Source organism: Rhizobium sp. BK313 (assembly GCF_014193655.1).
In the GTDB taxonomy this organism is placed as follows: Bacteria; Pseudomonadota; Alphaproteobacteria; order Rhizobiales; family Rhizobiaceae; genus Rhizobium.
The window spans coordinates 48310-74487 of sequence record NZ_JACHZQ010000012.1 but is presented as its reverse complement, the minus strand read 5'-3'; the positions used below and the strand labels follow the sequence as shown (position 1 = coordinate 74487).

Below are 26178 nucleotides of genomic sequence, written 5' to 3'. Positions count from 1 at the left end.
CGGCCCTTCGGGGCCGCCCGCACCACTCCGCACCGACTTCGAATAAGGCTTGAACATTGGAATTCCTCCTCTTCCTGATGAGACGCATGTTGTGGTCGCTGCTGGTCCTGTTCGGACTGTCAGTCGTGATCTTCACCATTGCGCGCGCCATGCCCGGCGATCCCGTGCGCCTTGCGCTCGGACCTCGCGCCAGTGCAGAGCAGGTCGAGCAACTGCGGCAATCGCTTGGAATGGACAAGCCGCTGGTCCAGCAATACGGCCTCTACGTCACCGGTTTGGCGGAAGGTGATTTCGGCCTGTCGTTGTTGACCAAACGACCCGTCAGCGATGATATCCGCGAAACCTTTGCCGCCACCTTCGAACTCGTCTTGGCGACGATCACTATCGCCTTTGTTCTCGGCGTGCCGCTCGGCATCGTCGCCGCGCGCTGGAAGGACCAGTGGCCCGACAATCTCGTCCGACTGATCGCGATCTTCTCCGCCGTGACACCAAGCTTCTTCCTCGCTCTCGTATTGCAGATCCTCGCCGGCTATATCCTCCATGTTCTGCCGACGACCGGACGTCTGCCTCCGGGCCTGACGTTCAGTGCCGACATTACCGGCCTGATGACCATCGATTCCCTCCTGCATGGACGGCTGGATGTATTCGGTCAGTCGCTGCGCTATTTGCTGCTGCCCTCGCTGGCGCTTTCTGCCGCGACCATGGGCCAGATCGCCCGGATAACCCGCGCATCGATGATCGATGTGGCGAGCCAGGATTATATCGAGGCCAGCCGCGCCTTCGGCATTCCCGAGCGGGTGCGTGTCCTGAAATATATGTTGCGTCCCAGTTTCGTGCCGCCGCTCACCATCTCGGGCCTCGAATTCGCATCACTGATCGGCAATGCCTTCGTCGTTGAACTGGTTTTCGCCTGGCCGGGCATGGCCGCCTACGGCGTGCGCACCATCATGCAGAAGGACTTGAATGCCGTCATGGGGGTGGTCATCGTCTCCGGCGTTTTCTTCGTCGTCGTCAATCTTATCATCGATGTACTTGTCGGCGTCGTCGATCCGCGCATCCGCATCCGGGGGAGACGCTGATGTCCGATACGCCGATCGCTCAGGCGGAACGCCTCTCCAACGCCTATCAGAACTGGTACCGTTTCTCGCGCAACCCGACGGCCGTGATCGGCGCGATCATCGTCATCATCTGCGTGCTGGCCGCGATTCTCGCACCGTGGATTACCCCACATCCGGAGCATGTTGGCGCGACGGTCAACTTCAAGGCCCGGCATCTGCCGCCCTCGGCCGAGTATTGGTTTGGAACCGACAATGTCGGCCGCGACATCTTCAGCCGCGTCGTCTTCGGTATGCGAATCTCGCTGCTGCTGGCGCTGGTCGTGCTGGGAACGGCGGTTCCGATCGGAACGGTGCTCGGCATTCTCGCCGGTTACTTCGGTGGATGGGTCGAGATCGTCATCATGCGGGTCACCGACATCGCGCTCGCCATTCCGCCACTGGTGATGGCACTTGCGGTGGCAGCGGTGCTGTCGCCGAACCTGATCAATTCGTTGCTCGCCATCTCGGCGCTCTGGTGGACCTGGCATACACGGCTGATCTATTCGATCACCAAGCAGATCCGTGCCCAGGAATTCATCGAGGCGGCGGAAACGCTCGGCGCCCGCAAGTTTCATATTCTCTTTCGCGAGATCCTGCCGAACTGCGTCTCGGCCATTGCGGTCAAGACATCGCTCGATTGCGGCTTTGTCATTCTCGTCGGTGCGTCGCTGTCTTTCCTCGGCCTCGGTATCCAGCCGCCGACGCCGGATCTCGGCACGATGGTGGCGCAAGGATCGTCCTTCCTGCCGGATTATTGGTGGGAATCGGTCCTACCGGGCGTCGCGATCCTGTTTGTCGCCCTTGGTTTCAATCTCTTGGGCGACGGCCTGCGTGACCTCTTCGATGTGCAGGAGGTGAGATGAGCTTCCCTCTTCTTCGCGTCAGCAATCTCTCCGTTGAATTCTCCACCTACGGCCGCACGAGCCGGGTGCTGCACGGCGTCAGCCTCGATGTGCCGGCCCGCTCACAGGTGGCTTTGGTCGGCGAAAGCGGCTCGGGGAAGACCGTGACCATGAAGGCGATCATGGGACTTCTGCGCCAGCCGCCGGCAAGCATTGCGAATGGCGAGATCTACTACGATGGCGCCGACCTGTTGACCATGCCGGACAAGGAACGTCTCCGGTTGCGCGGCACGGCGATGTCGATGGTATTTCAGGACCCGATGAGTTCGTTGAACCCGGTTTTCACCGTTGGCGATCAGATGGGCACGATCCTGAAATATGCGGACAAGCGTCTCGGCAGACAGCGCTCGCGTCGCGAACGTATGGCGCGGGTACATGAGGTGCTGGAACAGGTGCGGATGCGCGATCCCGAGCGGGTCGTTCGCTCCTATCCGATCATGCTGTCCGGCGGCATGCGCCAGAGGGTGCTGATCGCCATGGCCCTGTTGAGCGAACCGCAGTTGCTAATCGCCGACGAGCCCGGCACGGCACTCGACGTCACAACGCAGGCGCAGATCCTCAAGCTGTTGAAGGACCTCGTGGAAGAACGTGGGCTCGCGCTTTTGATGATCACCCACAATCTCGGCGTCGTCCGCGAAACCTCCAACTACGTCTATGTCATGAACAAGGGCGTGATAGTCGAGCATGGTGAAACCTCCGGCATCTTCGAGGCCCCGCGCGATCCCTATACGCGCAGCCTCATCGACGCCGTGCCAAGGCTGACCGGCGGCATGCGGTTCGGCGCGGAGGCAAACGCATGAGCGAGCCGATGCTGGAAATCCGCAAGCTAAGAAAATCCTTTCCCGTCCACAATGCCTTCGGCCGCCGGACCGGCGAGGTGAGGGCGGTCGATGACGTTTCGTTCGCGGTCGAAAAGGGCGCAGTCTACGGGCTCGCCGGAGAAAGCGGGTCGGGCAAATCAACCATTGCCCGCATGATCATGGGGCTGGAAACGCCTGACAGTGGTGAAATCCTGATCAATGGCGAAAGCCTTTCCAGCCGGTCGCGCGGTCATCGCCGTTCTGTCCAGATGGTATTCCAGAATCCCGGTTCGTCGCTCAATCCGCGGCGTACGGTCGGCCAGTCGGTCACAGTGCCGCTTGTGGCACATGGCTATTCCGGCAACAGGCGGCAGCGGATTTCTGAACTGCTGGACATGGTGCAATTGCCGGTCAATTTCGCCGAGCGCTATCCGCATGAACTGTCAGGTGGCCAGAAGCAGCGTGTCGCGATCGCCCGTGCCTTGGCCGTCGAGCCGAAGCTTCTGGTCTTGGACGAGCCGACGTCGGCGCTCGACGTCTCGGTACAGGGAAGGGTGATCGACCTGCTTGCCGATCTCGGCACAAGGATGGACCTCACCTATCTCTTCATTTCCCACGATCTCAGCCTGATGCGCAATTTCGCCGATACGGTCGGCGTGCTCTATCGCGGCCAGATCGTCGAGACCGGCACATCCAGCGCTGTCTTCGAACACCCATCCCACGACTACACCCGGCTTCTGCTTGCCTCCGTCCCAGTCATTTCCAAGGAGGAAGAAGCCATGCGTCCAAAAATACCGTTGATCGACGGCGAAATCCCGACAGCCGAGAAGCTGCTTGCGCTTCGTCAAGCCGATCAAACAGCAAGTCACGAACGAGGTAAGGACTGATGATTAGAATTGGTATTGACGTTGGCGGCACCAATACGGATGCCGTCGTCATGAACGGACCGGAGGTGATCGCCGGTGTCAAATCCGCCACGACGCCCGATGTCATGAGTGGTGTCGTCAACGCTCTGCGCGATGTGCTCGCAGCCTCGAAGATGGATGCCTCCGCCGTCGATTTCGTCATGATCGGCACCACACATTTCACCAATGCCGTCGTCCAGCGCCGCGATCTGGCGCAGACGGCCGCCGTCCGTCTCGGCCTGCCGGCCACTGCATCGCTACCGCCGATGGTCGATTGGCCGGAGGACCTGAAGCAGTCGATCGGCAATCACGCCTATCTCGCCCATGGCGGCAACGAATTCGACGGCCGGGTGATCTCGCCGCTGAACGAGGAAGAGCTGCGCGGCATCGCCGCCGACATCAAGGCAAAAGGCATCAACTCCATCGCCATCACCTCGGTATTTTCGCCCGTCAGCGCCGATTTCGAAAAGCGCGCCGAGGAGATTTTCGCCGAGGAGTTGCCCGGCGCTCATATCACCTTGTCGCACGAGATCGGCCGTATCGGGCTGTTGGAGCGCGAGAATGCGGCGATCATGAATGCCTGCCTGCGGGATCTCTCGGCGCACGTCATCGACGCTTTCCGCAAGGCGATCGTCGAGGCCGGCATCAAGGGCAAGTTTTTCCTGACACAGAATGACGGCACGCTGATGGATGCCGCTTTCGCCGAGAAATTCCCGGTTCTGACCTTCGCCTCAGGTCCGACCAACTCCATGCGCGGCGCCGCCTTTCTGTCGGGCGTCAGCGAAGCCATCGTGGTCGATATCGGCGGCACGACCTCCGACGTCGGCTCGCTCCATAAGGGTTTTCCGCGTCAGGCGACCGTCGCCGTCGAAGTCGGTGGCGTGCGCACCAATTTCCGCATGCCGGATGTCTTTTCGATCGGCCTCGGCGGCGGCTCGCATGTCGTCGAGACGGATCAGGGCGTCAAGGTCGGACCAGTATCGGTCGGCTATCGCATCCAGACTGAAGCGTTCGTCTTCGGCGGGCAAACACTGACGACGACGGATATCACGGTCGCCGCCGGCAATGCAGAACTCGGCGATTCCTCCAAGGTCGCGCACCTGCCCAAGGACCTTCTTGAGCGCGTGCAGGCGAAAATCCATGACATGCTCGAGGATTGCGTCGAGCGCTCGCGCCTGTCGGCGGATCCTCTGCCGGTCATCGTCGTCGGTGGTGGCTCGATCCTCGTCAACCGCCCGATTGCCGGGCTTGAGATCATCAAGCCGGCACATTTCGGGGTTGCCAACGCCGTTGGGGCGGCGATCGCTCAGGTATCCGGTGAGGTGGATCGTGTCTATGCGCTTGCCGAACTCGGCCGTGAAAAATCCCTTGAGGACGCCAAGACGCGCGCGGTCGATGCCGCCGTTGCGGCCGGCGCGGCGCGCGAAACCATCGAGATCGTCGATGTCGAGGACGTGCCGCTTGCCTATCTGCCTGGCAATGCCACCCGTATCCGCGTCAAGGCTGTAGGAGAGCTCAATGCCCGCTGAAGGTTACCTGCTTAAGGAAGAGGACCTGCTGCCTCTTTCCATCGGCGCAGCTTTGCTCGGCACCGGCGGCGGCGGTAATCCCTATATCGGTATGCTGCGTGCCCGCGAGCTCATCCGCAAAGGGGCTGAAGTCCGCGTCATCCCGCTGGAGTCTCTGAAGGACGATGCCTGGATCGCCGAAGTCGGGGGCATCGGCGCGCCTGTTGTCGGCGTCGAAAAGATCGAAGAGGGTGGGGAGTGCTACCGCGCCATGCGCGCCGTCGAGGAAGCCGCGGGCGTCACGATGTCAGCCGTCATTTCGGCCGAGATCGGCGGGGCGAATTCGATCGAACCGATCATCGCCGCCGCCATGGCCGGGCTTCCCGTCGTCGATGGCGACGGCATGGGCCGGGCGTTCCCGGAGGTGCAGATGACGACCTACATGATCTACGGCGCTGACGTTTCGCCGGCAGCCATCGCCGATGAGAAGGGCAATGTCGTCGTCTTCCGCGAGATCACCGATATGTTCTGGCTGGAACGCTTCGCGCGTGACGTCGCTGTGGCCATGGGTGCAGGGGCGGGTTTTGCCGTTGCGCCGATGCGCGGCGATTTCGTCCGGCGCACGGCTGTTCCAGGCACTGTGACACAGGCGCTCGATATCGGCCGCACCGTGCTCGATGCCCGCGCCAAACGGCAGAATGTCGTCGAGCGCGTCGTGGCAAGCACCGGCGCGAAACTGTTCTTCACCGGCAAGATCACCGATATCCGTCGGGAACTGAAGGGTGGCTTTGCGCGCGGCCATGCGATCATCGCCGGCATCGGCGATTGGACGGGATCGGAAGCCCGCATCGCCATCCAGAACGAAAACCTCGTGCTGTGGATCGATGAGAAGCCCGTTGTCATGGTGCCAGACCTGATCATGAACCTGGAAATCGACACCGGCGAGCCGATCACCACGGAGATGCTGCGCTACGGCCAGCGCGTCGCCGTCATCGGCCTACCGGTGCACGACCTGATGAAAACACCGCGCGCACTGGAGATCGTCGGCCCGAAGGCTTTCGGCTTCCCGGAATTGACCTTCGAGCCGCTGGTGACGCGGCCGGCGGGCGAATAAGGGGGCATGACGATGAAAATTCTGCGGACGATCCATGCCGAGGATCTCGAAGACATCGCCATCGGCGGCGCCCTCCTGGGCACCGGTGGCGGCGGCGATCCCTATGTCGGCAAGCTGATGGCACAGGAAGCCATCCGTAAGCACGGGCCGGTCAAGCTCGTCGATGTCGAGGCGTTGGCGCACGATGCGCTCGTCGTCCCGGTGTGCATGATGGGTGCGCCGACCGTCATGACCGAGAAGTTGCCGCAGGGCGACGAGCTGATGAATGCGTTCCGCCAGCTGGAAAAGGTCCTCGGCCGCAAGATCGACGCGGTGTTGTGTGGCGAGGCAGGCGGCATCAATTCGACAACACCTTTCGTGGTCGCTGCGGCAAGCGGCTTGCCGCTCGTCGACGGTGACGGCATGGGACGTGCCTATCCCGAGCTGCAAATGGAGACCTTTGGCCTGCACGGCGTTTCCGCAACGCCGATGGTGCTGTGCGATGACAAGGGAAACTCGCTGGTTCTAGAGACCGTCAACAATGCTTGGACGGAGCGGCTCGCCCGCGCTGCAACCGTGGAAATGGGTGGCTCGGCCCTGCTGGCATTTTATCCCATGAGCGGTGAGAGCGCCAAGAAATCCGTGGTGCGCGGCACGCTCTCGCTTTGTCTCTCCCTTGGGCAGACTCTGCGGGAGACGCGCTTTGCCCATACGGATCCAGTGGCGGCTATTGCCGGGATGCTCGGCGCCAGCGTCATTTTCAATGGCCGCGTGAGGGATGTCGATCGCCGGACTGTGGGCGGCTTTGCCCGCGGCCACGCTCGTCTCGACGGGCTGGAAGACTGGAAGGGCCACACGCTAAAACTGGATTTCCAGAACGAATTTCTAATGGCTGAGCGAGACGGTGAGATTGTTTGCACGACGCCCGATCTGATCACACTGTTGGAAGCAGAAAGCGGCAATCCCGTGACAGCTGATTCCTTACGCTACGGCCTTCGCCTTGTTGCGCTTGCCTTTCCTTGCAATCCGCAATGGCAGACGCCGGAGGGCATCGCCCTCGTCGGCCCGCGCTATTTTGGCTACGATACGGATTACACGCCTTATCCCTTTGGAGGATGAGAATCGTCGGCTCAATTCGACCGCCGGGCTGCTCTGCCGCGGCTGCCACACAGATGAGATTAGCGCACCAGGTCGGCTGGGTCGCTTGCCCGCTGGTACTCTATAATGTGTGTCCGCTTGACGGACTATGCGATGGAGGGTCACTGCTATTGAAGAGCCAGCCAGACATCCAAGGCCATATGGACTTAAATTGGAGACGAACAATTGGGCTGACGGTTCCCATCTTTTCAAGACCTGCAGCGCGAGTTGCTATCGTCCCTGACCGATTGACGCATGAGACCGCGATCGAGATGGAAACCGTCTACATCCACCGTTTAGACGTTAGCCACGCGCCAACGCCTCGAATGCCGCTCTCAGTGCGTCAGATCGAGCGCGCTTGTGAGGTCTCCTAGCGGCGGCTCTCCGGAGGCCGCCACGGCATTGTCGCGCACCGTAATGCCGTGCAGCGTCGGGAGCTCGAAGCGGCGCGTGATGAAGCGCAGAATCGAGGTCGTGTCCATCGGCGTGTGATCTACGAAGCCGCGCCGTGCGTACGGCGAGATGACGATGGCGGGAACCCGCGAGCCGGGCCCCCAGCGGTCGGCCTTCGGCGGCGCCACATGGTCCCAGAGCCCGCCATTCTCGTCATAGGTAACGACGACAAGCATATGCGGCCATTGTCGGCTCTTTTCGAGATGGGCGACGACATCGGCGATGTGCTTGTCGCCAGCCTGGATGTCGGCATAGCCCGAGTGTTCGTTCAGATCGCCCTGCGGTTTGTAAAAGGAGACGGGCGGCAGTGTGCCGGCATCGATCTGCTTGATAAATTCGGCGCCACCCAGCCCGCCGTCGCGCAGATGCGCCGCACGCGCGGCCGTTCCCGGTGCGAAGCTCGCATAATAGTTGAAAGGCTGGTGGTGGTACTGGAAATTCGGAACGGGCGTCTTGTTGCCGTGGTCGAGAACGTCCTGCCAGGCCCCGGCGTACCATGCCCAGTCGATATGCTTGAGGCTGAGAAGATCGCCGATCGTCGGCTCCGTTTGCGGCGGCAGCGTCGTCGGCTTGGCGGAGTCGGCGGTGGCGGGATCGGCGCCCGCGGCCGGCGGGTTACCGCTCGGCTGATAGGGCGGCTGCATGGTGTTCACGGCGTAGAAATCGGGCGTGAGGTTGCCGTCGCCGACAAATTTAGGGACGCCGTCCAGCGCGGATTTCGGCGAGTTGTCGGCGATTTTCAGCGTCACGCCGTCAGGTTCGACAACCGCGATCGAGGGCTTGGCCGGGTTGGTGTCGGCATTGGCATAGTAGGGCGCGCAGGCACAAATCAGCCATTGATGGTTGAAGAACGAGCCACCGAAGCCGCCCATGAAGAAATTGTCCGCGAGCGTATACTTCTGCGCCACCTTCCACATGGCGGTCTTAGAACCGTCCCACAGGCCCATTACCATGGCGCCCGCATCGGCGTAGGCCACGAACTTGTCATTCTTGCCGCCGTCTATCTGCATCTGGTTCTGGTAGAAGCGATGCCAGAGATCGTGGGTGATCGTGCCGAGAGGCAGGTTGAAGCCGGCAGGGTCGTCCACCCAGAAGGGACGGTTCGCCAGATGCTCGGTCTGCGCCTGCGTCACCGGCGGCACGATGCCCTTGGCCGTCATACCGTCCCAGACGGGCGGCAGCTCCGCCAGCGGCTTGTTGTCGCGGTCGAGCTGGACGAGCGCGGTGCTGGCGGCATTCTGAAGTCCATCGGCGCCCGGAAAGTTCCCATAGAGGTTGTCGAAGCTTCGGTTTTCCGCGTAGATCACGACTATGGTGTCGATCGCCTTTAGATCGGGATCGTTGCTGGAACCGGCAGCCTGCGCGTAGCTGAGCGAGCCGGCGATAAGGCCGATTGTCGAAGCTGTCAAAATCAATGTTGCCCGCATTCCTGGTGTCCCCTTGCCGCCTGTTTGTTGATATCTTTCCATGCTCACGGGATCATGGCTTGCCAGCCACCGAAGACACGCCCCACAATGGCATCTATGAAGCTAATCATGAAATCTCTTCACGGCACAAGGGCAAAGCGCTGGGCCGGGATGCTGCCGATAGTTTTAGTGGCAGGCATGGGTACGGCGACTCTTGCAGCGCAAAATTCGCCCGCACCGTCCGCCGACGTTGCGAGGCAGGGGCTCACCCGTGCCGAGGCCCGTCGGCAGGTGGATGCGTTGAGCGATCTCGGACGGGCGCTGTTTTTCGATCCGTCCCTGTCAGCTTCGGGCAAGGTCGCCTGTTCCTCCTGCCATGATCCGGGCTATGCCTTCGGCCCGCCGAACGCCCTGGCCGTGCAGCTCGGCGGCGGAGACCTGCACCAGCCGGGCGTTAGAGCCGTTCCGTCCCTCAAATATCTGCAGGCCGTTCCTCCCTTCGCCGAGCATTTCTTCGAATCCGAGGACGACGCCGACGAGAGCATCGATAACGGCCCGACCGGCGGCCTGACCTGGGACGGGCGCGTCGACCGCGGCCGGGAACAGGCCAAGATTCCGCTACTGTCGGATTTCGAGATGGGCAACAAGGATGACGCCGAGGTCGTCCGCCGGTTGCTTGCGGCCGGATACGGGAAGGCGATCGCCGCGATTGCCGGCCCGGATCGGCAGGCCGATCCTCCGACCGTTTACAGCACCGCGCTTAAGGCCATTGAGGTCTTCGAGCAGGATTATCGGACCTTCTATCCCTATTCGAGCAAATTCGATGCCGTGCTGGCCGGGCAGGCGACGCTGAACGCGCAGGAAGCGAGGGGACGCGATCTGTTCGAGGCGCCCGATAAAGGCAATTGCGCGTCATGCCATGTCAGCCAGCGCGGCAATGACGGCACGCCGCCTCAGTTCACCGATTACGGGCTGATCGCACTCGGCGTGCCGCGCAATCCCGACATTCCCGCCAACAAAGATTCGCATTATTTCGATCTCGGCCTGTGCGGCCCGCTCCGCGCCGACTTTGCGGCCCGGGAGGAGTATTGCGGTCTTTTTCGCACGCCGACGCTGCGCAATGTCGCGCTGCGTCAGACCTTCTTCCATAACGGCGTTTTCCACTCGCTGCGCCAGGCTGTAGAGTTTTATGTGGAACGGGAAACAGATCCGGGGCATTGGTATGCGCATCGCGCCGACGGCAGCATCGACAAATATGACGACCTGCCGCAGGCGGCCAAGACGAACGTTAACATGGACCCGCCTTTCGATCGCCATCCCGGCGACAAACCGGCGCTTAGCCCGTCCGAGATCGATGATGTCGTCGCATTCCTGAACACGCTGACGGACGGCTACAGTCCGACGAAAACGCCATGATGCCGCCGCCTAGCGAGACCGGGGCGGTCGCATAGGCGATCAATGGCCTCAACACACGGCATATGCCGGGCGCAATTGCGGTCTAGCTGCTTCCGGTCTCGACCGGCAGCGCGAGCAGCTTGGCGACGGCGTCGGCGCCATTGCCGGATGCGAACAATTTGCCGCTGTCGTGCACTTCAAGCATCGCTCCGTTCGCAAAGCTAACAGACCATCCGTCGTCGTTGCTGTTGCGGCGGCGATCGGTGAGTTCGATGCCTGCAGCGGTGACCAGCGCGATGGCTTTTTCTACGTCCATGATCGTCACCCAATAACAGATTTTATCGTGTCAGCTAGCTCTTGAAGCCGAAATGAGTCAAGGCAAAACCAGGACTGACCTGTCGAATGGCACGACGTCGTTTCTGTCGGCGAGTTAGCCGGATCTGAAACTTTTTGAAGGTGGCGAGAGTTCGCGGCTTTGCTGGGATTGGTGCCTCGCCAATATTACCTGCTTAGACCTTTTCTGGATTCGACCCGGCGCGCTTTCCTGAGGACGAACAATTTTCCTGGTCGAAGCAGTTTACGCAGAGTGGCGGCTGCCAGTCGATTGCCGAAGCTGCAGACCGCAACCCAATTTGTGGGTCATCGGTTCGATGCCCATCAAGGCGGACGTATTCAAGATCGCCCATATTGTTACGATGACAGGTGGAATACCGTCACGAATAGAAATTCGCCAAGGTGCTTCTATCCCATTCAGTTCGTGATCCAGTAGACTAGCGCCGAGATGGCAGCTGCCGCCGGCAGGGTTATCACCCATGCAATAACGATGTTGCCCGCCAATCCCCACCGTACAGCAGAGACACGCCGTGCGGCGCCGACGCCGATGATCGCACCCGTGATCGTGTGGGTCGTTGAGACCGGGATGCCAAGCCATGTCGCAGCAAACAACGTCAACGCGCCGCCCGTCTCGGCGCAGAAGCCTTGCATTGGATTGAGCCTGGTGATCTTCGAGCCCATCGTGTGCACGATCCGCCAGCCGCCGAACAATGTCCCAAGCGCCATTGCGGATTGGCAAGACAAGACGACCCAGAGAGGCACATGGAATTCCGCTCCGGTATAGCCTTGGGAATAGAGCAAGATAGCGATGATCCCCATCGTCTTCTGAGCATCGTTTCCGCCATGGCCAAGGGAATAGAGAGAGGCAGAGACGAATTGCAGCACGCGGAATGCGTTATCGACGGCGAAGGGCGTCTGGCGAATGAATATCCATGTCACACATAGGACAAGGAAAAGCGCAAGCACGAAGCCCAGCAGCGGAGACATGACGATGGCGCCAGCCGTCTTCAGCAGGCCCGACCAAACAATGGCACCCATCCCGATCTTGGCCAAGCCGGCGCCGACTAAACCTCCGACCAGCGCATGCGAAGAGCTTGACGGAATGCCGAATATCCAGGTCACGATATTCCAGACGATCGCGCCCATCAGGGCGGCGAAGATGACCTGCGGCGTGACGATGCCGGGATCGATGATGCCGGTACCGAGGGTCTCGGCGACGTGCAGCCCGAAGAAAAGGAAGGCGATGAAATTGAAGAATGCGGCCCACAACACCGCATATTGCGGCCGCAGGACTCGGGTCGAAACGATGGTGGCGATCGAATTGGCGGCATCGTGCAGCCCGTTCAGAAAGTCAAAGAACAATGCCACTGCAATGAGACCCGCCAGCAGCGGAAGGGCGAGGGTGGCCTCCATCAGACGTTCTCGATCACGATGCCGCTTATTTCATTGGCAACATCCTCGAAACGGTCGACGACCTTCTCCAACTCGCCGTAGATCTCGCTGCCGATGATGTAGGCCATCGGGTTCGTCCGGCCATGTCGACGGAAGAGATCTTTGAGTCCCTGGTCATGAAGTTCATCGGAACGGCCTTCGACCTTGACCACTTCTTCGGTGAGCGCACTGAGGCGGGAAGAGTTGGCGCCCATGCGGTTGAGGAGAGGAATTGCCTCGGCTACCAGTTTGGCGGCCTGAACGATGACGCCGCCCATCTCCTGCATGCCGGGTTCAAAGCTGTTCTGTTCGAACAAGCGGATCGTCTTGACCGTCTTGTGCATCATGTCGATGGCATCGTCCATCGACATGATAAGATCCTTGATGTCGCCACGGTCAAAGGGCGTGATGAAACTGCGCCGGGTCGCAAGCAAGACTTCGCGGGTGATGTCATCCGCCTCGTTCTCGAGCTCGATGATGCGCTGGCAATGCTGCTCTGTGTCCCTGCCGGCAAGCAATTCGTTCAGAGCTTCTGCTGCGCTGACGATCGTTCGCGAATGCCGGGCGAAAAGATCAAAAAAACGATCTTCTCTCGGCATCAATTTACGAAACCAATTCAATATCAGCGCTCCAAACCTAATGTCACAAATCTGTCATAAATGACAGGCCGCCCGATGAAAAGACGATGCGTCTTTCAAAACACCTTCGCACCCCTGCAAGATCTGGATTGCTCGCGCTGCTTTTCTTTCCGTCGTTATTAAAGAAATGCAGGCCTCTGTGTGGAGGCCGGCGATGACAAGCGCAGTACCGATCGATCGAACGCCGCAAACACGAAAGACAATGGTTTGGCGGCCCTGAGGAAACCTATAGCCATTAATTTCTACCCGTCACCAATCCAGACAGCACCGAAAGGTTATAAGCCAGCTATCTTTCGGAGATCATCGATCGCGCCGGGTGCGGCGGCAAGGACAACGGATCCCTTCGTCAATTTTTTACCCTCGGTTGGGAAGGGGTGATACCAGCCTCCGGCTTCTTTCACGAGGCAATATCCGGCCATGCAATCCCAAGCGTGCATGTAGGGTTCGTAGTAGCTGACGAGACGACCCGCCGCGACATAGGCAAGCATAAGGGCGCCGGAACCGTTTCGGATGAAGTTTCCGCCCGCGTCCAGCAGATCTTTGACCATTTTGGCAACGAAGGCTGGTTTGACATAGTTGTTGGCACCAATACCCGTCACCGCGTTGCGGATGTTGCGTTCGTCATTCAGCACCAGCCTCTTGCCGTTCAACGTCGCGCCCATGCCGAGCGCAGCGGCGTAAAGTTCATTGTGGCATGGCGCGCAGATGGCACCGTAAACTTAACGTCCGTCAGGCGACAGCTGGTGCTCCTGCTCGGCTTTCCGATTATATCCGAGCGATTTCGGCCCACATGCTCATTGCGGCGGCGCGCAGTTCGCTTTCACGTCGTAGATATGGTCTACGCTAAGATAGTCGCGAATGATGCTCTCAAGATCCAACCCCTCGCCACGGGCATGCTCCAGATTTTCTCGCTGTTGCAACAGTGCGTTCACCATGGCCTCTTTCACGAGCGCCTCTTTTGAATCGAAGTGAGCATAGAACGCACCGTTTGTCAGTCCGGCCTCGGTCATAACTCCAGCCAGCCCCGAGGCGGCCGCGCCATCGGCCCGGAAGCGTCTGGACGCGACGTCGATGATCCGACGCTGCGGATTTTCCTTAACAACGGGTCTCACCCCGTCGCTTTGCTTCAAAATGATTTTCACTCTTTTCTTAGTGCGTCAATTGGATCCAGTTGTGCAGCCCTCATCGCCGGAAAATAGCCGAACGCCATGCCGATCGTGGCAGAAAACAGGAAGGCGCCAGTGATAACAGAGAGACTGGCCACAAACGGAATGCCTATGATCCAGACTACGCCGTAAGCAAGCGAGAGACCTACCACAATCCCAATAGTTCCGCCTAAGAGTGAGAGTACGATGGCCTCGACGAGAAACTGAATCAGCACTTGGGACTCCAGAGCACCGATCGCCAGTCTTACGCCGATTTCCCTTGTCCGCTCTGTGACTGACACCAGCATCATATTCATGATTCCGATACCTCCGACAAAGAGGCTGACCGCTGCGATCGATGCCAGCAGCCCTGTCAAAAGGATTGCAGTACTGGTGAAGGCTGCCGTAATTGAGCTCATATCCGCGATGGAAAAGTCATCGGCTCGTCCGGGAGTAATATGCCTGCGCTCCCGAAGCAGATCGGTTATTTTGGATTTGATGCTGTCCCCATCGATCCCATCGAAGATGGATATCACCATCATCGGAATTTCCGTTGTGCCTCCAAAACGGCGCTGGAAGGTGGAGATTGGCAGAAGAACGACGTCATCTTCGTCCTGTCCCGAGCTGGTTTGGCCGCGACCAGCAAGGACACCAATTACCGAACATGCAATCTTGTCTATGCGCAACTGTTGGCGAACAGGATCGAAGGTTCCAAAAAATTGTTTGACGATCGTCGCACCGACGAGACAGCTCGTCTGCCCGCCGCGTTCTTCCGACAGCAAGAATTCGCGACCGCTCGCCAGCTCCCAGTTTTGGGCCATAAGATAGTCGTCTGTCGTGCCAACAACGGTGGTGGAATGGTTCTGGCCCCTAAAAATAGCGGTCGCCGTCGTTTGGTCAAAGGGAGCTACCGCTCGTAAACCCAGGACCTGATCGCGTATCGCATTAACGTCATCGATCTTGAAGCGTTTGATTTCGGTGTCGGTGTGACGCGGTCCTATGGCATCCGGTCGAATGAACAATATGTTTGTGCCAAGCTTCGACATTTTTGCGGAAACCTCGGCGGTGGTTGCCTCACCGATCGTCACCAGTGCAATCACCGAGGCGACCCCTATCACGATACCAAGTACCGTCAGGAACGAGCGCAACAGATTGCGCCAGATTGCATCAAGCGCTAGACGGACTGTTTCAATCAGCATTGCAGCCATGCCGCTTAAGATATTGTGCTTCCAAATGCCCGTCACTGAACCGCAAGATACGTCGTGCGTAATTTGCCATGTCGGTATCATGGGTGATCATGACAACAGTCGCCCCAAGTTCGCTGTTAAGACGCTTGAAGAGGGTCATGATTTCAACGCTCGTCTTGCTGTCCAAATTGCCGGTTGGTTCATCAGCCAATATTATTTCCGGGTTCGTGACGATGGCGCGCGCAATCGCAACGCGTTGCTGTTGGCCGCCTGACAGCTGTTGAGGGGTGTGATTTTCCCGAGCTTTTAAGCCGACTCTATCCAACGCCTCCATCGCGAGAGTTCGCCGTTTTGCTCTTGCGATCCCCCGATAAATCAGCGGGAGCTCAACATTCTCCAAGGCAGTGGTGCGCGGTAGCAGGTGAAAACCCTGAAAGACGAAGCCCATCAGGTGACGACGCAACAATGTTCTTTGCTGTCGCGAATAGCCGGAGGTCGAGACCCCTGCGATCAGATAGTCGCCCGCTGTTGGGATATCGAGACATCCCAATATGTTCATAGCGGTTGACTTCCCCGAACCGGAGGCTCCTACAATGGCAACGAATTCGCCGCTGCCGATCGAAAAATTGACGCGATCGAGCGCCGTAATTTTCGCGTTCCCGGTTCCATAGACTTTCGAAACCGCTCGAAACTCCACGAGTTTCGAGCTCGCAGTTGTGGTCATTCTCAATTCTTTTTTCCGGCGAGGTCAAAAATGACGGCGTCGCCTTCATGCAGATCGCCGGAAATCACTTGCGTCCGCATGCCATCGGAAGCGCCAATATCGACGGTTACGGGAGAGGGTTTACCGCTGCGCAGGACCCACAATCCGCGTTTGTTGCCCGTTACAGGCTCTGAGCCCGAACTTTTGCCTAGCTCCCTGGAGCCATCAAAAAAGGAAATCTGGGGATCACTGGTTTTCATCGACGACGGAGGAATGAAACGAAGTGCCGCGCTTGGGACAAGCAATGCATGCTTGATTGATTTGGCGACGATGTTTGCCGTGGCGGTCATTCCCGGCCGCAAAACGAGATCAGGATTTTCAACGGTGAGAATGGCTTTGTAGGTGACAACATTGTTTGTCGTGTCGGAGGCAAAGCGTATCTGCTTGATCTCGGCCGGAAAAGTACGATCTGGATATGCCTCAACCGTAAAATTCGCTCGCTGACCATTCGCGATTTGGCCCATGTCAGCCTCATCCACGTCGACCCTCAATTCCATCTTTCTCAGATCACCTGCAATCGTGAAGAGAACGGGCGCCGAGAACGAAGCGGCGACCGTAGCACCAGGGTTCACCGAGCGTGAGAGGACGATACCTTCTATTGGCGAGACGATCTTTGCTTTGCCGAGGTCAACCTCAGCCAACCTAAGATTTGCTTCCGCGACCAACGTTTCGGCCTGGTTGCTTTGCAATGTGGCCATTGCCGCGTCATAGTTGAACTGGGCATCGTCGAGGTTCTGCTGCGTCGATGCATTGCTCTTGCGCAAGCTTTTTTGCCGAGAGAGTGCAGCGTCTGCCTGCTTGACCTGGGCCTTTGCCTTGAGAACGTTTGCTGTCGCGGATTCAAGGTTGGCTTGCGCGCTTTTGACGTCTGCCTCAAGCTTGTTGGTATCGAGGACAGCCAAGACCTCGCCAGGGCTTACGACGCTGTTATAGTCGGCATCGACCTCTCGCACGATGCCGGACAGTTCACTCGACACATCCACCTGTTTCGTCGGCTGAAGAGTTCCGGTCGCCGAAATATTGACTGTCAGATCGCCGAATTTTGCGGATTGGGTCTCGTAAGACGGTGTGTCCCCCTGTCGGGAAAGCAATCCGATTGCGGCGATGGCGAGCATGATGAGAAGAGCTGGTGCAATAACGTATAGAGCTCTTTTCTTTCGCTTTTGCTTTTCAATACCCCTTTTGGCAAAGATCAATTCGAGGTTCACCGGAGGGCGTTCGAACGACTCTTCGGGTTTCAAAGGTCGAAGTCCTGAGGTCGGCAAAAGCTACTCCTTTACACCGCGAGCATTTCTTCGGGCGTGATTTTTGCGGGCAACAGAGGCAACGTGAAAATCGATTTTGACCTACCGCGTCTATTGGCCAGCGATCTTTACCATAAGTAGAGCGGCCGGCTCCAAGATTCAGGCCGCTCGCCTTTCCAGTCGATCGCGTGACGGTGTCGACTAATCCCTAACCGGCCATTGATGGGTGTATATGCATGTCAGGGCTTCGATCCCGCTGAACATATACCACGGCTGAGGATCTCGGCAGCTAGTAGCCATGGAGGCCACGGCCGTACCCGACTGGGCGTTGGGTTGGGCATTGAGCGCCTGGCTAACGGCCTCGATTGAGAGCGTTGTGTTCTGACCAGCGACTGGAATCAAGGCGGAAGAATTCGGCGGGGTGGACGCCATCGCGCTCCCCGTACCAACGAGGACTGTCAATAGTCCAATTGTCAGCACTTTCATAATTTTCTCCTTCAAAGAATGGTTGAACATGCAATGGCAAACACTTTCGCGCTCACCATTCGCAGGAATCGCAATTTTGCTGATTGTGCGCGCGAAAGCGCTTGGAAGAATGCGCGCGACGACCGAATTCATCAACTTTCTAGGATCTCGACTGAGCCGAAGCAAAATCTATCGAGACAACCAACTTCGCCTCATTTGAAGTCTCCCCATATAACAGGTTATAGATGACGCCCGAGGCCGCAGCCTGGATCCTAAAGTCGATTGATGAGACACTCATTTCGGTGAATGCCGACTCAAAAGATACTGACCGTTCTATCCCATTGTCAATGGGACAGAATGGTTGTTGGCTGCGGATTGTGATGAAGTAGGGGGAATTAATGGACGGGGATGGACGTTTTCATGAGGCCTAGTAAACGCCAGCTCGTTGTCGACAAGGCAACAGAGCTATTTTCGCAATACGGCTTCCAAGCCGTTGGAATAGATAGCATTATCGAAGAATCCAATGTCGCGCGCATGACTTTGTATCGGAACTTTGAGGGGAAAGACGATCTTATTCGAGCCGTTTTGGAGCAGCGATACGCATTTATCGTCGACGATATCAGCGATAGATTGACGCGCGTAGATGATCCAACCGCTCGGGTGAAAACAATCTTCGATTGGTATGGTGCCTGGTTTGACACTCCCGAGTTCGCAGGCTGCCTTTTCGAACGGGCGCTGGCCGAATTCGGACCGGACCATCCTCAGATTTCGGACGTCGCGATCAGATATCGCCGCAAGATAACTGACTGGATGGAGGAACTACTAGTCGTCCTTATGCCCGCCGACGCAGCTCGCAAATTAGCTGAAGTGTTCATCATGCTGCTAGATGGAGCGACTGTGGAAGCCAGAGCTTCCAAAAGTTCCGCATCTGCCGGCCGCGCTTGGGCAGCAGCTTTGTCTCTTCTTTCTCGCGATGTCTAGCATAACAATGCCATCAGACGTGATTTGCCGGCGTCTGGCAAACTGCCCATCGAACTATTCCAAAGTACAACAGGTCCGAGCGATCTCGTCGAGCATGTGGATTGTGCCTCTTGGGTGTCAATCGTCCTGATAATGCAATTTTGCTTTTTGTTTGGAGACAAGCATTTAAGCAATTTCAAGAAGGGCGTCGATGGTTGGATTCCTATCAAGAGCAACGCTTCCTCATACAGCTGGTCTCTCGCGTCGCGCTCTGGCTATGTCTTTGCCAGGGTCAGTGCGGCTTGGACTCCACCTTCAATGATCTCCGCCGCCCTCGATGGATCGGAAACAGCTCGCGCTATCTGAAGTGTGCCCACCATTAAGCTGAAGATCGCCATTGCACGCTCGGATGGTGAGGTCGATGGCGAGGCTGGAAGATACAACGCAAGCGTTTCGATATAACGCGCCAATCCATTCTCATAAGCCTTTCGAGTCGGATCCGGTTGACGCCCGATTTCAGGCAAGAGTGCGGCCGATGGGCAGCCCTCTTCGCTTCCTTGCAGATGGGCAATATTCAGATAGTCACGAATGACATCCTCAATCCCCAAATCGGCTATTCCGGCCTGCTCCAAATTTGCGAGCCGATCATTCAGAGCGCTGACGACGGCCTCCCTCACGAGCGCCTCTTTTGAATCGAAATGCGGATAGAATGCCCCGTTTGTCAGGCCGGCCTCCGACATGATTCCTGCCAGGCCCGATGCTGCCGCACCTTCTCTGCGAAAACGCTTGGAAGCGACGTCGATGATTCGACGTCGCGTGCTTTCCTTGTGACCCTTTTCAAAGCGCATCTATGTGTTCCGTAAATGGTGACGCTTCTGCATTACATCGTTCTCGCGTTTAAAGCAGCGCCTTGCGACAGGCTACGATGCTGCAGATTCGAGCACGGCCTGCAGATCTCTATCAAGATTTCTAGCGACTTCGTGGACGTCGGGGTCCCCAAACTGGCCGAAGGTGGAGATCGGCCGATCATATTCGAATGCGACACCGTCGCTGTCCTCGCGCAGGAGCACTCGAATAGGTGCATAGAGGCCGGCAGAGATGCGGTGCCGGGTCATTTTTGTCGCGGTAAGCGGATTGCCAATGTCGTATTGTATCGCTAGGCGCTGAAGACCGGCTACTTGAACCGCAGCGCCATGATCTCGAAATCCGAAAATCGATAGCGGCGGGAGCGCCTCCAGTTCACGAAGCGCTCTGGTCGTTTCCCGATGACGAAGGAGCGTAAAGATCCCGTCGTCGATCCTGGGAATCATACTTTCCAAGTTCGACTTGACGGCGTCGAAGTCTTTGCTGGAGTGGATTGTAACGTGTTCTACTTCAATCTTCTGGATGTCGACCGTTTTGCTTGCCATTCTCATGGTCCTTCTACGTTGGGGTTCGTGATCTGGTCGTCTTGTGCTGCTTGTTCTTCAGAGAGACGAGATAGCGAGCGCCTCCACCCGACGGGCAACTGACAGCAACCTGCGATCCCCGCCAAAGGGCGCATCGATTTCAAGGCCGATGGGAAGGCCGTTGCCCGCCTTGCCGATCGGGAGGCTGATCCCCGGAAGCCCGGCACCACTTGCTGGGACAGTGTTCTTCGCCAAGGCAGCGAAGGTCACTTCCTGCCCTGCGATCAGAAACTGGTTTTCCTTACCGATCTGGGGTGCGGTGCAAGGTGTCGTCGGGAGGAGAAGCGCCTCAGCCCCGCTTGTCGCAAATGCTTCGCTGAATAAGCGCTGAAGTTTGGGCCGATCATTGGCCAATACCTCGTTATAGCCATCGTCGGACAGCCATTTGGAGCCACTTGGCAGAACATGGTGCTGCCACGCTTCCTTCAGACCCGGCTTGAGGTCCCGGTAAATTTCCTCGAAGGAGGTGGGAATACCGTTCTCTCTGAGAAACGCGGAAACCGCACCCATCGTCTCACGGAAGAAGATGCTCCAGGTTGTCGTGTCGGCAAGCGCTGAGAATTCCTCTCCGAAATCAATTTCGACGATTTCGGCGCCGGCATCGCCTAGTCTGTGAATGACGTTGTTGAAACGTCCCTCGACCTCGGGATCGATGAGGTCGAGATATTGCTTGGGCGCATAGGCGAACTTCACGCCCTTCAGGTCACCCAATTCGGTGGCCATCGGTGCAGGATCCTTCGTGACGACCTCATCGATGAGCTTGCAGTCTTCGACAGTGCGGGCGAACACGCCAGTGGTATCGAGAATATGGGAAATCGGCGCGACACCGTTTCGCGGCCAACGCCCTGTCGTGGGCTTGAAGCCAACCACTCCACATAACGACGCCGGCACTCGGATTGAACCGATGGTGTCTCCCCCGAATGCTGCGGGCACGATGCCAGCGGCAACGGCCGCCGCGGACCCGCTTGAGGACCCACCACTGACGCGATTAGGAGCGCGAGGATTTTTTACCTGGCCATATGGACTGTTGTCTCCCGTCAACCCAAAGGACATCTCGACAAGGTTGTTCTTTCCGAACACGATTGCGCCAGCTTGCCTGATCGCGCCAACCACCCCGGCGTCTTGCGATGGCACGTAATCCTTCAGATTGCTGACGCCAAGTGTCGTGCGCAGGCCGGCTGTCAGGTAGCTGTCCTTGACCCCCAGAGGGACGCCAAGCAGCGGGCTTGATGCGCCAGCGGATCGGGCCTTGTCAGCTTCGCGTGCGACGGCGACAACAGCCTCCTCGTCGATCGTGATGAAAGCCTTAAGATCCGATTGCTCCCGGGCACGCTGCAGGAGCGCTTCCGCGTATGTCTCTGCCGAGAAGTCGCCGCTGTTCATGGCGCGAACAGCTTCTGCGACACCGATGGAGGTCAGCCCTTCGGTTTCGGTGGCGTGGTGTGCTCTTACGTCGTCGTGCATAGAAAATCTCCAATCTGGACTAGTTTTGAAAGGGCACTTCGCCAAACATCGACCAAAGCGCCTCTGATTAAATTACGATCATAATATTACATTATGAACGTAATGCAATCGAATTCTGTCAATCTTTTTTGCCGCGATGCAAGTGCCGCGGAAGGATGCACCTGGCTGTGAAGGCGACGAATAAAGGGGTTCCATTCCGCAGCCGGAATTTGGTCGTGAGGCGTGGACGAAATTTGGAGATGAGATATCAGCTCAGCGGAAAGGGGACATTTGCCAGAACTCAGTGTGCCGTTCTGCTACCGGTGGCTGTCCCGGGAGGCGGCCGCCAGCTTGACGGCAGGCTTCCTTATCAAAAGGAGCCCCAGTGTGACCGGGAAGCTCTTGGCCGTCGACGCCGACGTCGTATTGGCGCGGAAGAGCCTTCATCTGCCATGAGAGTGACGGCGCGGATTGATCGACTTCTTGCCATCGCGTCGGCGACCCAGCGATTGTCTCATACTCGCGGAGACGGGGTGCAGGCTTAATTTCAGAAGCATCCAGCTCGACTATCGCCGCGCGCACCAGGGGTCCCGTCATCTGGTGCCTGACGCGCCCCGACCTGTTTTTTCCGGCACTCGCCCAGGTCGGGTTGAATGCCGACCGGGTGATCTTCGTCGAGTCCGACAAGGAAGAAGATGTGCTTGCCAATATGGAGGAGGGGCTCTCCGGTGGGCTTGGCGCTGTGGTGGGTGAACTCGCTCGCCTGCCAATGGTCGGCTCCCGCCGGCTGCAGCTGGCGGCCGAAAAAACAGGGACGATGGCGCTTGCCGTTCGGCGATGGCGCCGGCAGACGGAGGCGAATGACTTCGGTCAGCCGACGGCCTCGACCACGCGGTGGCGGGTCAGCGTCATGCCGTCGGAGGACTTGCCGGTGCCTGGCGTCGGCAGGGCCCAATGGTTCCTGGAATTGATGCGCGTGAAAGCGGGTGAATGTGCTGAGTTTCTCGTGAGGGCGTGCGATGACAAGGGTCGTCTCGATCTATCTTCCGGATCTGCCGACGGATCGTATTCGTCGCGCCGATCCCTCCATTCCACCTGACCAGGCGATCGCGGTGATTGCCAGGAGCGGTTCGAAGCGCTGGGTTTCGGCGGCAGACGCGGCGGCGCGAAAGTCCGGCGTTCGTATCGGCATGCCGGCAGCCAAGGCGCAGGCGCTGTTCCGTGGCCTGATGCTGGTCGATGCGGATCCTGCAGCGGATGCCGCAGCACTCGAACGCATCACGCTCTGGGCGCTGACGATCTACTCTCCGATTGTAGCCGTTGATGGCATCGACGGCATCGTCATGGATACCGAGGGTGCAGATCACCTGCAGGGCGGCGAACTGCCAATGGTGACGAAGATTGCCAATCAGTTCCTGGCCAGGAAGCTCACGGCCCGCGTCGCCGTCGCCGATGCTTGGGGGGCGGCTCATGCCTGCGCCCGCGCCATCAGCCGCGACACCGTCATCGTGCCTGCAGGTGAGACCGTTCGCCGAGCAGCAGGAGCCGGCGGTCGCACTTCGGCAGATGACGGACGGGCACAATGTCATCGAGGACTATAGCAATCTTGGACTGACGCAGCGGCAGCACCCGGTCGCCTTCCTTCGCAAGGACCTTTCCGCACGCAACATCATTACCTGTGCCGAGGCGATGACTGCGCGGGACGGGCGTTGGGTCTATACCGCCGGCCTAGTCCTTGTGCGGCAGAAGCCGGGATCGGCCCAAGGGCGTGATGTTCATCACCATCGAGGACGAAACGGGACCGGCCAATCTCGTCGTCTGGCCGACCCTGTTCGAGAAGCGTCGACGGGTCGTGCTCGGGTCGTCGATGATGGCGATCAATGGCAGGATCCAGCGGGAAGGGGAGGTCGTTCATCTTGTCGCCCAACAGCTCTTCGACCTGTCAGGCGACCTTGTCGGCATGGCTGGTCGCGATGAGGAGTTCAAATTGCCGACCGGTCGCGGTGACGAGTTCGCTCATAGCGGCGGCCCGGATCCGCGGGACAAGCCGAAGTCGGTTGTTGCCCCGCGCGACATGTTCGTGCCTTTATGCCGAGTTCGGCATAAAGGGGCGTTGGTGCGTGGATCGAGACTTGAACGGATGCCGGTCTTTGATGGAGCTGTTTACGCGGTGGCTCCATTACGGCGGACGGATTTCGGGCGTGCGCATTCGAGCATGCGGTTGAGGACTGTGCAGCCGATTGCGACTTCCGTCTGCTGAGCGTGGAACGAGCGGGCCCGCAGGCGCCGACCGATGATGACTTTGTACCGTCCGATTGCGGTCTCGACCAGCGCGCGCCTGCCATAGCCGGTGGAGATCTGCCACTTCATCCGGCCGTCTCTTTTGATTGTGGCGATATGCAGATCCCTTTGGCCGGGAGATCGATCATCGATTGGTTCGATTGCGTTGGCACGCGACGGAATGACGATGGCGGCATCGGCGCTGTGGTTGATGACAGCGTCGTAGGTCTGCTTTCCGTCATAAGCGCCGTCTGCGGTAAACTGTGCGATCGGACAACCGATCTGGTCGAGCAACGGTACCACCCGCGAGGCATCGCCCGTGTCTTGGTCTGTCATCGTATGGGCGATGATCTCGCCGTTATCGGCATCCAGCGCCAGATGCAACTTTCGCCAACTGCGGCGGGATCTGGTGCCATGTTTCTCTTCCAACCATTGGCCCGCGCCGTAAACCTCGAGTCCGGTGCTATCGACCAGAACATGCACCGGTCCGTCCGCTGGAAGCTGGCGATCATATTGTCTTCCGGGCGATCGCCATGTCCTTGCCCGGCGGCTCAGCGTGGTGTGATCGGGAACGGCGAGAGCCAGTCCCATCAATGACAGCAGTGATCCCAGGAACCCTTCCGTCTGGCGCAGACGCAGTCCGAATACCAGGCCCAGCGTCAACGTGGTTTCGATCGCCAGATCCGAATAGCGGGGATGCCCACCTCTCGTCTTGCGTCTTGGCGCTTGCCAGGACACAAGGGCTTCCGGCGTCAGCCACAGGGTCAAGCCGCCACGCCGACGGAGCCCTGCCTCGTACTCGGCCCAGTTCGTCACCTTGAATTTCATCTTGCCGATGTGATGGCGGCGGGTGCCATTGTGTTTGAAAGGCATGGTTGCGACAGACCAATTTGAGCTCCCCACCCGCCTACCCCAATCCGATTAACGATCCGCGCACCAACGTCAGTCTTGTTATGTAGATGCTACAACACGGAAAAAGAACGATAAATCGACATACTGCGTTGAGAAAACTGTCGATGGCCGCAAAATTTGCCCCACCATCCGACTGTCACGAAACGTAGATGAAGCATGCGATTTTCATCCGATCTGGAGTGTCACTCTAGCCGAAACTGCGCTGCGGGCCGTTACGAAGCCTACGTTCGGCGTGCGGCGGATGCCCGAAGAGCGCTTTGTATGCGCGGCTAAACGCGGCCTCGGATTCATAGCCAATGTTCAGACCAATTTGGCCCACCCTCATATCGCCCTTGACCAATAAATCTCGCGCCAGCGCCAGGCGCCATTCATTGTGGTAGCGTAGCGGCGATCGGCCCACCAGCCTCGTAAATCGGTCGCAAAAACTAGATTTGGACATTCCGGCGATCTCGGCGAGGTCCTTGATACGCCATCGCTGGGAAGGCCTTTCGTGAATGGCCTTCACTGCCCGAGCGACACGCGTATCGACCAGCCCCCCGAGCCATCCTGCGGTTTGGCCTTGCTGAACCCAAGTGCGAAGGGTCCGGATCACCACCAGGTCGATCAGGCGCGAGATCATCAAGGCTGCACCAGGTTGGAGATCGTCGGCCTCGATCATCAGGAATTGGATAATTCCCTCAATCCATCCGGCTGCCTCTGAGCGCCGGATGTAAATCCAGGGAGGCAACGCAAGGAGCATGCCGCGGAGGCTATCTGGATCAAACCAGAAATGACAGGCGACAAAGGCGGCAGGCGCGTTGTCTGGCACCAAACGTAGATCCGCCGGACCGTGCGGTAAAAGAAGCAAGCCCCCGGTCTCCAGGACCAGCTGAGTTCCTTGGTCGCCCTCAAGAGTTAGTGCGCCCTGCGTCACGATCACAACCTGAGCCGTTCCCGCCTCCAGTTCCGCCGCCTGACGGACTTGTAGCGTGCGAGAATAAAGCTTGTCGCCGGTGAGGCGAATTTGGGCAAGCACGTGGGACAACAAATCCGTCGACAGGGCCTCACGTACATTGGTGTCCGGATAAATGGTCAAGTTTTCAGGAAGGTCTATCATGGTTCATTTCACCGCTTAGCACTACACCACTGGTGCAATGGAGGTCGTATATAACTCAATATACGGCATCCTCCAGAGAGAAGCCGATTACCCTTGCCGCCTGCAAGCTCAATCAACATTTTGCCGATTTTCCGCTG

At 58.5% G+C, this 26178-nt stretch carries 23 protein-coding genes and 4 pseudogenes; 12 read left to right on the top strand and 15 right to left on the bottom strand.

All coding sequences use genetic code 11. From position 1 onward, the window contains the following. The first annotated feature begins 77 nt into the window (after window positions 1-77). From FHT86_RS35640 to FHT86_RS35610, 7 genes are read left to right on the top strand one after another with little or no spacing between them, the layout of a single operon-like run. On the top strand, window positions 78-1079 hold the full coding sequence (locus tag FHT86_RS35640) for an ABC transporter permease (protein WP_246779822.1): 1002 nt from the start codon (window positions 78-80) through the stop codon (window positions 1077-1079). Next, window positions 1079-1960: an ABC transporter permease gene (locus tag FHT86_RS35635; protein WP_133704485.1), complete on the top strand. Its 882-nt coding sequence runs from the start codon at window positions 1079-1081 to the stop codon at window positions 1958-1960. The genes FHT86_RS35640 and FHT86_RS35635 overlap by 1 nt, the downstream gene beginning before the upstream one ends. Continuing rightward, a complete protein-coding gene (locus FHT86_RS35630) occupies window positions 1957-2799 on the top strand; it encodes an ABC transporter ATP-binding protein (protein ID WP_133704484.1) in 843 nt (280 codons plus the stop codon). Before FHT86_RS35635 ends, FHT86_RS35630 begins: the two co-directional genes overlap by 4 nt. Then, window positions 2796-3686, top strand: coding sequence for an ATP-binding cassette domain-containing protein (locus tag FHT86_RS35625; protein WP_133704483.1), 891 nt, complete (start codon window positions 2796-2798; stop codon window positions 3684-3686). The genes FHT86_RS35630 and FHT86_RS35625 overlap by 4 nt, the downstream gene beginning before the upstream one ends. Further along, entirely contained in the window at window positions 3686-5233 is a 1548-nt protein-coding gene (locus FHT86_RS35620; RefSeq protein ID WP_133704482.1) for a hydantoinase/oxoprolinase N-terminal domain-containing protein, read from the top strand. The genes FHT86_RS35625 and FHT86_RS35620 overlap by 1 nt, the downstream gene beginning before the upstream one ends. After that, entirely contained in the window at window positions 5223-6326 is a 1104-nt protein-coding gene (locus FHT86_RS35615; protein ID WP_133704481.1) for a DUF917 domain-containing protein, read from the top strand. The genes FHT86_RS35620 and FHT86_RS35615 overlap by 11 nt, the downstream gene beginning before the upstream one ends. 6 nt (window positions 6327-6332) lie before the next feature. After that, window positions 6333-7424: a DUF917 domain-containing protein gene (locus FHT86_RS35610; RefSeq protein WP_246779821.1), complete on the top strand. Its 1092-nt coding sequence runs from the start codon at window positions 6333-6335 to the stop codon at window positions 7422-7424. Window positions 7425-7777: 353 nt separating this feature from the next. On the opposite strand, the gene FHT86_RS35605 is transcribed toward FHT86_RS35610, so the two are convergent. Beyond that, window positions 7778-9322 (bottom strand): acid phosphatase, encoded by a 1545-nt coding sequence (locus tag FHT86_RS35605; protein ID WP_133704480.1) that lies wholly within the window; start codon window positions 9320-9322, stop codon window positions 7778-7780. 108 nt (window positions 9323-9430) lie between these two features. Between FHT86_RS35605 and FHT86_RS35600 the strand changes: the two genes are divergently transcribed. Next, window positions 9431-10717, top strand: coding sequence for a cytochrome-c peroxidase (locus FHT86_RS35600; RefSeq protein WP_409527649.1), 1287 nt, complete (start codon window positions 9431-9433; stop codon window positions 10715-10717). 82 nt (window positions 10718-10799) lie between these two features. On the opposite strand, the gene FHT86_RS35595 is transcribed toward FHT86_RS35600, so the two are convergent. From FHT86_RS35595 to FHT86_RS35555, 9 genes and pseudogenes are all read right to left on the bottom strand, one after another. Then, window positions 10800-11012 (bottom strand): hypothetical protein, encoded by a 213-nt coding sequence (locus tag FHT86_RS35595; protein WP_133704479.1) that lies wholly within the window; start codon window positions 11010-11012, stop codon window positions 10800-10802. A 434-nt stretch (window positions 11013-11446) separates the two neighbouring features. Next, a complete protein-coding gene (locus FHT86_RS35590) occupies window positions 11447-12442 on the bottom strand; it encodes an inorganic phosphate transporter (protein ID WP_133704478.1) in 996 nt (331 codons plus the stop codon). Further along, window positions 12442-13083 (bottom strand): DUF47 family protein, encoded by a 642-nt coding sequence (locus FHT86_RS35585; RefSeq protein ID WP_133704477.1) that lies wholly within the window; start codon window positions 13081-13083, stop codon window positions 12442-12444. Before FHT86_RS35585 ends, FHT86_RS35590 begins: the two co-directional genes overlap by 1 nt. 290 nt (window positions 13084-13373) lie before the next feature. Continuing rightward, a pseudogene (locus FHT86_RS35580) lies at window positions 13374-13817 on the bottom strand (inositol monophosphatase family protein); the annotation flags it as partial. A gap of 75 nt (window positions 13818-13892) precedes the next feature. Then, window positions 13893-14240: a TetR/AcrR family transcriptional regulator gene (locus FHT86_RS35575; RefSeq protein ID WP_133704476.1), complete on the bottom strand. Its 348-nt coding sequence runs from the start codon at window positions 14238-14240 to the stop codon at window positions 13893-13895. Further along, the gene (locus tag FHT86_RS35570) at window positions 14237-15442 is read right to left on the bottom strand and encodes an ABC transporter permease (RefSeq protein WP_133704475.1); all 1206 of its coding nucleotides are present in this window, start codon (window positions 15440-15442) and stop codon (window positions 14237-14239) included. The genes FHT86_RS35575 and FHT86_RS35570 overlap by 4 nt, the downstream gene beginning before the upstream one ends. Beyond that, window positions 15432-16154, bottom strand: coding sequence for an ABC transporter ATP-binding protein (locus FHT86_RS35565; RefSeq protein WP_133704474.1), 723 nt, complete (start codon window positions 16152-16154; stop codon window positions 15432-15434). The genes FHT86_RS35570 and FHT86_RS35565 overlap by 11 nt, the downstream gene beginning before the upstream one ends. A gap of 2 nt (window positions 16155-16156) precedes the next feature. Then, window positions 16157-17434 carry an efflux RND transporter periplasmic adaptor subunit gene (locus FHT86_RS35560; protein WP_246779820.1) on the bottom strand — a complete coding sequence of 426 codons (1278 nt, stop codon included), beginning with the start codon at window positions 17432-17434 and terminating at the stop codon, window positions 16157-16159. 204 nt (window positions 17435-17638) lie between these two features. Next, window positions 17639-18055, bottom strand: a complete 417-nt coding sequence (locus tag FHT86_RS35555) for a hypothetical protein (RefSeq protein WP_133704473.1) — start codon at window positions 18053-18055, stop codon at window positions 17639-17641. A gap of 267 nt (window positions 18056-18322) precedes the next feature. On the opposite strand from FHT86_RS35555, the gene FHT86_RS35550 reads away from it, so the two are divergent. Continuing rightward, on the top strand, window positions 18323-18883 hold the full coding sequence (locus FHT86_RS35550) for a TetR/AcrR family transcriptional regulator (RefSeq protein ID WP_133704472.1): 561 nt from the start codon (window positions 18323-18325) through the stop codon (window positions 18881-18883). Between the two features lie 254 nt (window positions 18884-19137). Here FHT86_RS35550 and FHT86_RS35545 read toward each other — a convergent pair whose 3' ends face one another. The 3 genes from FHT86_RS35545 to FHT86_RS35535 form a co-directional block, all read right to left on the bottom strand. Beyond that, complete coding sequence (locus FHT86_RS35545; protein WP_133704471.1) at window positions 19138-19710, bottom strand: TetR/AcrR family transcriptional regulator; 573 nt, start codon at window positions 19708-19710, stop codon at window positions 19138-19140. Between the two features lie 72 nt (window positions 19711-19782). Next, complete coding sequence (locus tag FHT86_RS35540) at window positions 19783-20271, bottom strand: DUF302 domain-containing protein (RefSeq protein ID WP_133704470.1); 489 nt, start codon at window positions 20269-20271, stop codon at window positions 19783-19785. A 57-nt stretch (window positions 20272-20328) separates the two neighbouring features. After that, window positions 20329-21774, bottom strand: a complete 1446-nt coding sequence (locus FHT86_RS35535) for an amidase family protein (RefSeq protein WP_133704469.1) — start codon at window positions 21772-21774, stop codon at window positions 20329-20331. Between the two features lie 547 nt (window positions 21775-22321). Between FHT86_RS35535 and FHT86_RS35530 the strand changes: the two are divergent. The 3 pseudogenes from FHT86_RS35530 to FHT86_RS35520 all read left to right on the top strand — a co-directional run. Beyond that, window positions 22322-22852 (top strand): annotated as a pseudogene (locus tag FHT86_RS35530) (ImuA family protein); the annotation flags it as partial. After that, window positions 22773-23285: pseudogene (locus FHT86_RS35525) on the top strand (DNA polymerase Y family protein); the annotation flags it as partial. The pseudogenes FHT86_RS35530 and FHT86_RS35525, both read left to right, overlap by 80 nt. Then, window positions 23275-23839: pseudogene (locus FHT86_RS35520) on the top strand (OB-fold nucleic acid binding domain-containing protein); the annotation flags it as partial. The pseudogenes FHT86_RS35525 and FHT86_RS35520, both read left to right, overlap by 11 nt. A 77-nt stretch (window positions 23840-23916) precedes the next feature. On the opposite strand, the gene FHT86_RS35515 reads toward FHT86_RS35520, so the two are convergent. After that, window positions 23917-24906, bottom strand: a complete 990-nt coding sequence (locus FHT86_RS35515) for an IS5 family transposase (protein WP_133704468.1) — start codon at window positions 24904-24906, stop codon at window positions 23917-23919. Between the two features lie 226 nt (window positions 24907-25132). Beyond that, entirely contained in the window at window positions 25133-26041 is a 909-nt protein-coding gene (locus tag FHT86_RS35510) for an AraC family transcriptional regulator (protein ID WP_133704467.1), read from the bottom strand. Window positions 26042-26178: the final 137 nt, after the last annotated feature.

Coding starts and splice junctions, on each gene's coding strand:
- FHT86_RS35565 (WP_133704474.1), bottom strand. CDS start 16,154: ATGACCACAACTGCGAGCTCGAAACTCGTGGAGTTTCGAGCGGTTTCG.
- FHT86_RS35610 (WP_246779821.1), top strand. CDS start 6,333: ATGACGATGAAAATTCTGCGGACGATCCATGCCGAGGATCTCGAAGAC.
- FHT86_RS35625 (WP_133704483.1), top strand. CDS start 2,796: ATGAGCGAGCCGATGCTGGAAATCCGCAAGCTAAGAAAATCCTTTCCC.
- FHT86_RS35600 (WP_409527649.1), top strand. CDS start 9,431: ATGAAATCTCTTCACGGCACAAGGGCAAAGCGCTGGGCCGGGATGCTG.
- FHT86_RS35640 (WP_246779822.1), top strand. CDS start 78: ATGAGACGCATGTTGTGGTCGCTGCTGGTCCTGTTCGGACTGTCAGTC.
- FHT86_RS35615 (WP_133704481.1), top strand. CDS start 5,223: ATGCCCGCTGAAGGTTACCTGCTTAAGGAAGAGGACCTGCTGCCTCTT.
- FHT86_RS35605 (WP_133704480.1), bottom strand. CDS start 9,322: ATGCGGGCAACATTGATTTTGACAGCTTCGACAATCGGCCTTATCGCC.
- FHT86_RS35510 (WP_133704467.1), bottom strand. CDS start 26,041: ATGATAGACCTTCCTGAAAACTTGACCATTTATCCGGACACCAATGTA.
- FHT86_RS35555 (WP_133704473.1), bottom strand. CDS start 18,055: ATGAATTCGGTCGTCGCGCGCATTCTTCCAAGCGCTTTCGCGCGCACA.
- FHT86_RS35620 (WP_133704482.1), top strand. CDS start 3,686: ATGATTAGAATTGGTATTGACGTTGGCGGCACCAATACGGATGCCGTC.
- FHT86_RS35550 (WP_133704472.1), top strand. CDS start 18,323: ATGAGGCCTAGTAAACGCCAGCTCGTTGTCGACAAGGCAACAGAGCTA.
- FHT86_RS35545 (WP_133704471.1), bottom strand. CDS start 19,710: ATGCGCTTTGAAAAGGGTCACAAGGAAAGCACGCGACGTCGAATCATC.
- FHT86_RS35535 (WP_133704469.1), bottom strand. CDS start 21,774: ATGCACGACGACGTAAGAGCACACCACGCCACCGAAACCGAAGGGCTG.
- FHT86_RS35635 (WP_133704485.1), top strand. CDS start 1,079: ATGTCCGATACGCCGATCGCTCAGGCGGAACGCCTCTCCAACGCCTAT.
- FHT86_RS35540 (WP_133704470.1), bottom strand. CDS start 20,271: ATGGCAAGCAAAACGGTCGACATCCAGAAGATTGAAGTAGAACACGTT.
- FHT86_RS35630 (WP_133704484.1), top strand. CDS start 1,957: ATGAGCTTCCCTCTTCTTCGCGTCAGCAATCTCTCCGTTGAATTCTCC.
- FHT86_RS35515 (WP_133704468.1), bottom strand. CDS start 24,906: ATGCCTTTCAAACACAATGGCACCCGCCGCCATCACATCGGCAAGATG.
- FHT86_RS35590 (WP_133704478.1), bottom strand. CDS start 12,442: ATGGAGGCCACCCTCGCCCTTCCGCTGCTGGCGGGTCTCATTGCAGTG.
- FHT86_RS35570 (WP_133704475.1), bottom strand. CDS start 15,442: ATGCTGATTGAAACAGTCCGTCTAGCGCTTGATGCAATCTGGCGCAAT.
- FHT86_RS35595 (WP_133704479.1), bottom strand. CDS start 11,012: ATGGACGTAGAAAAAGCCATCGCGCTGGTCACCGCTGCAGGCATCGAA.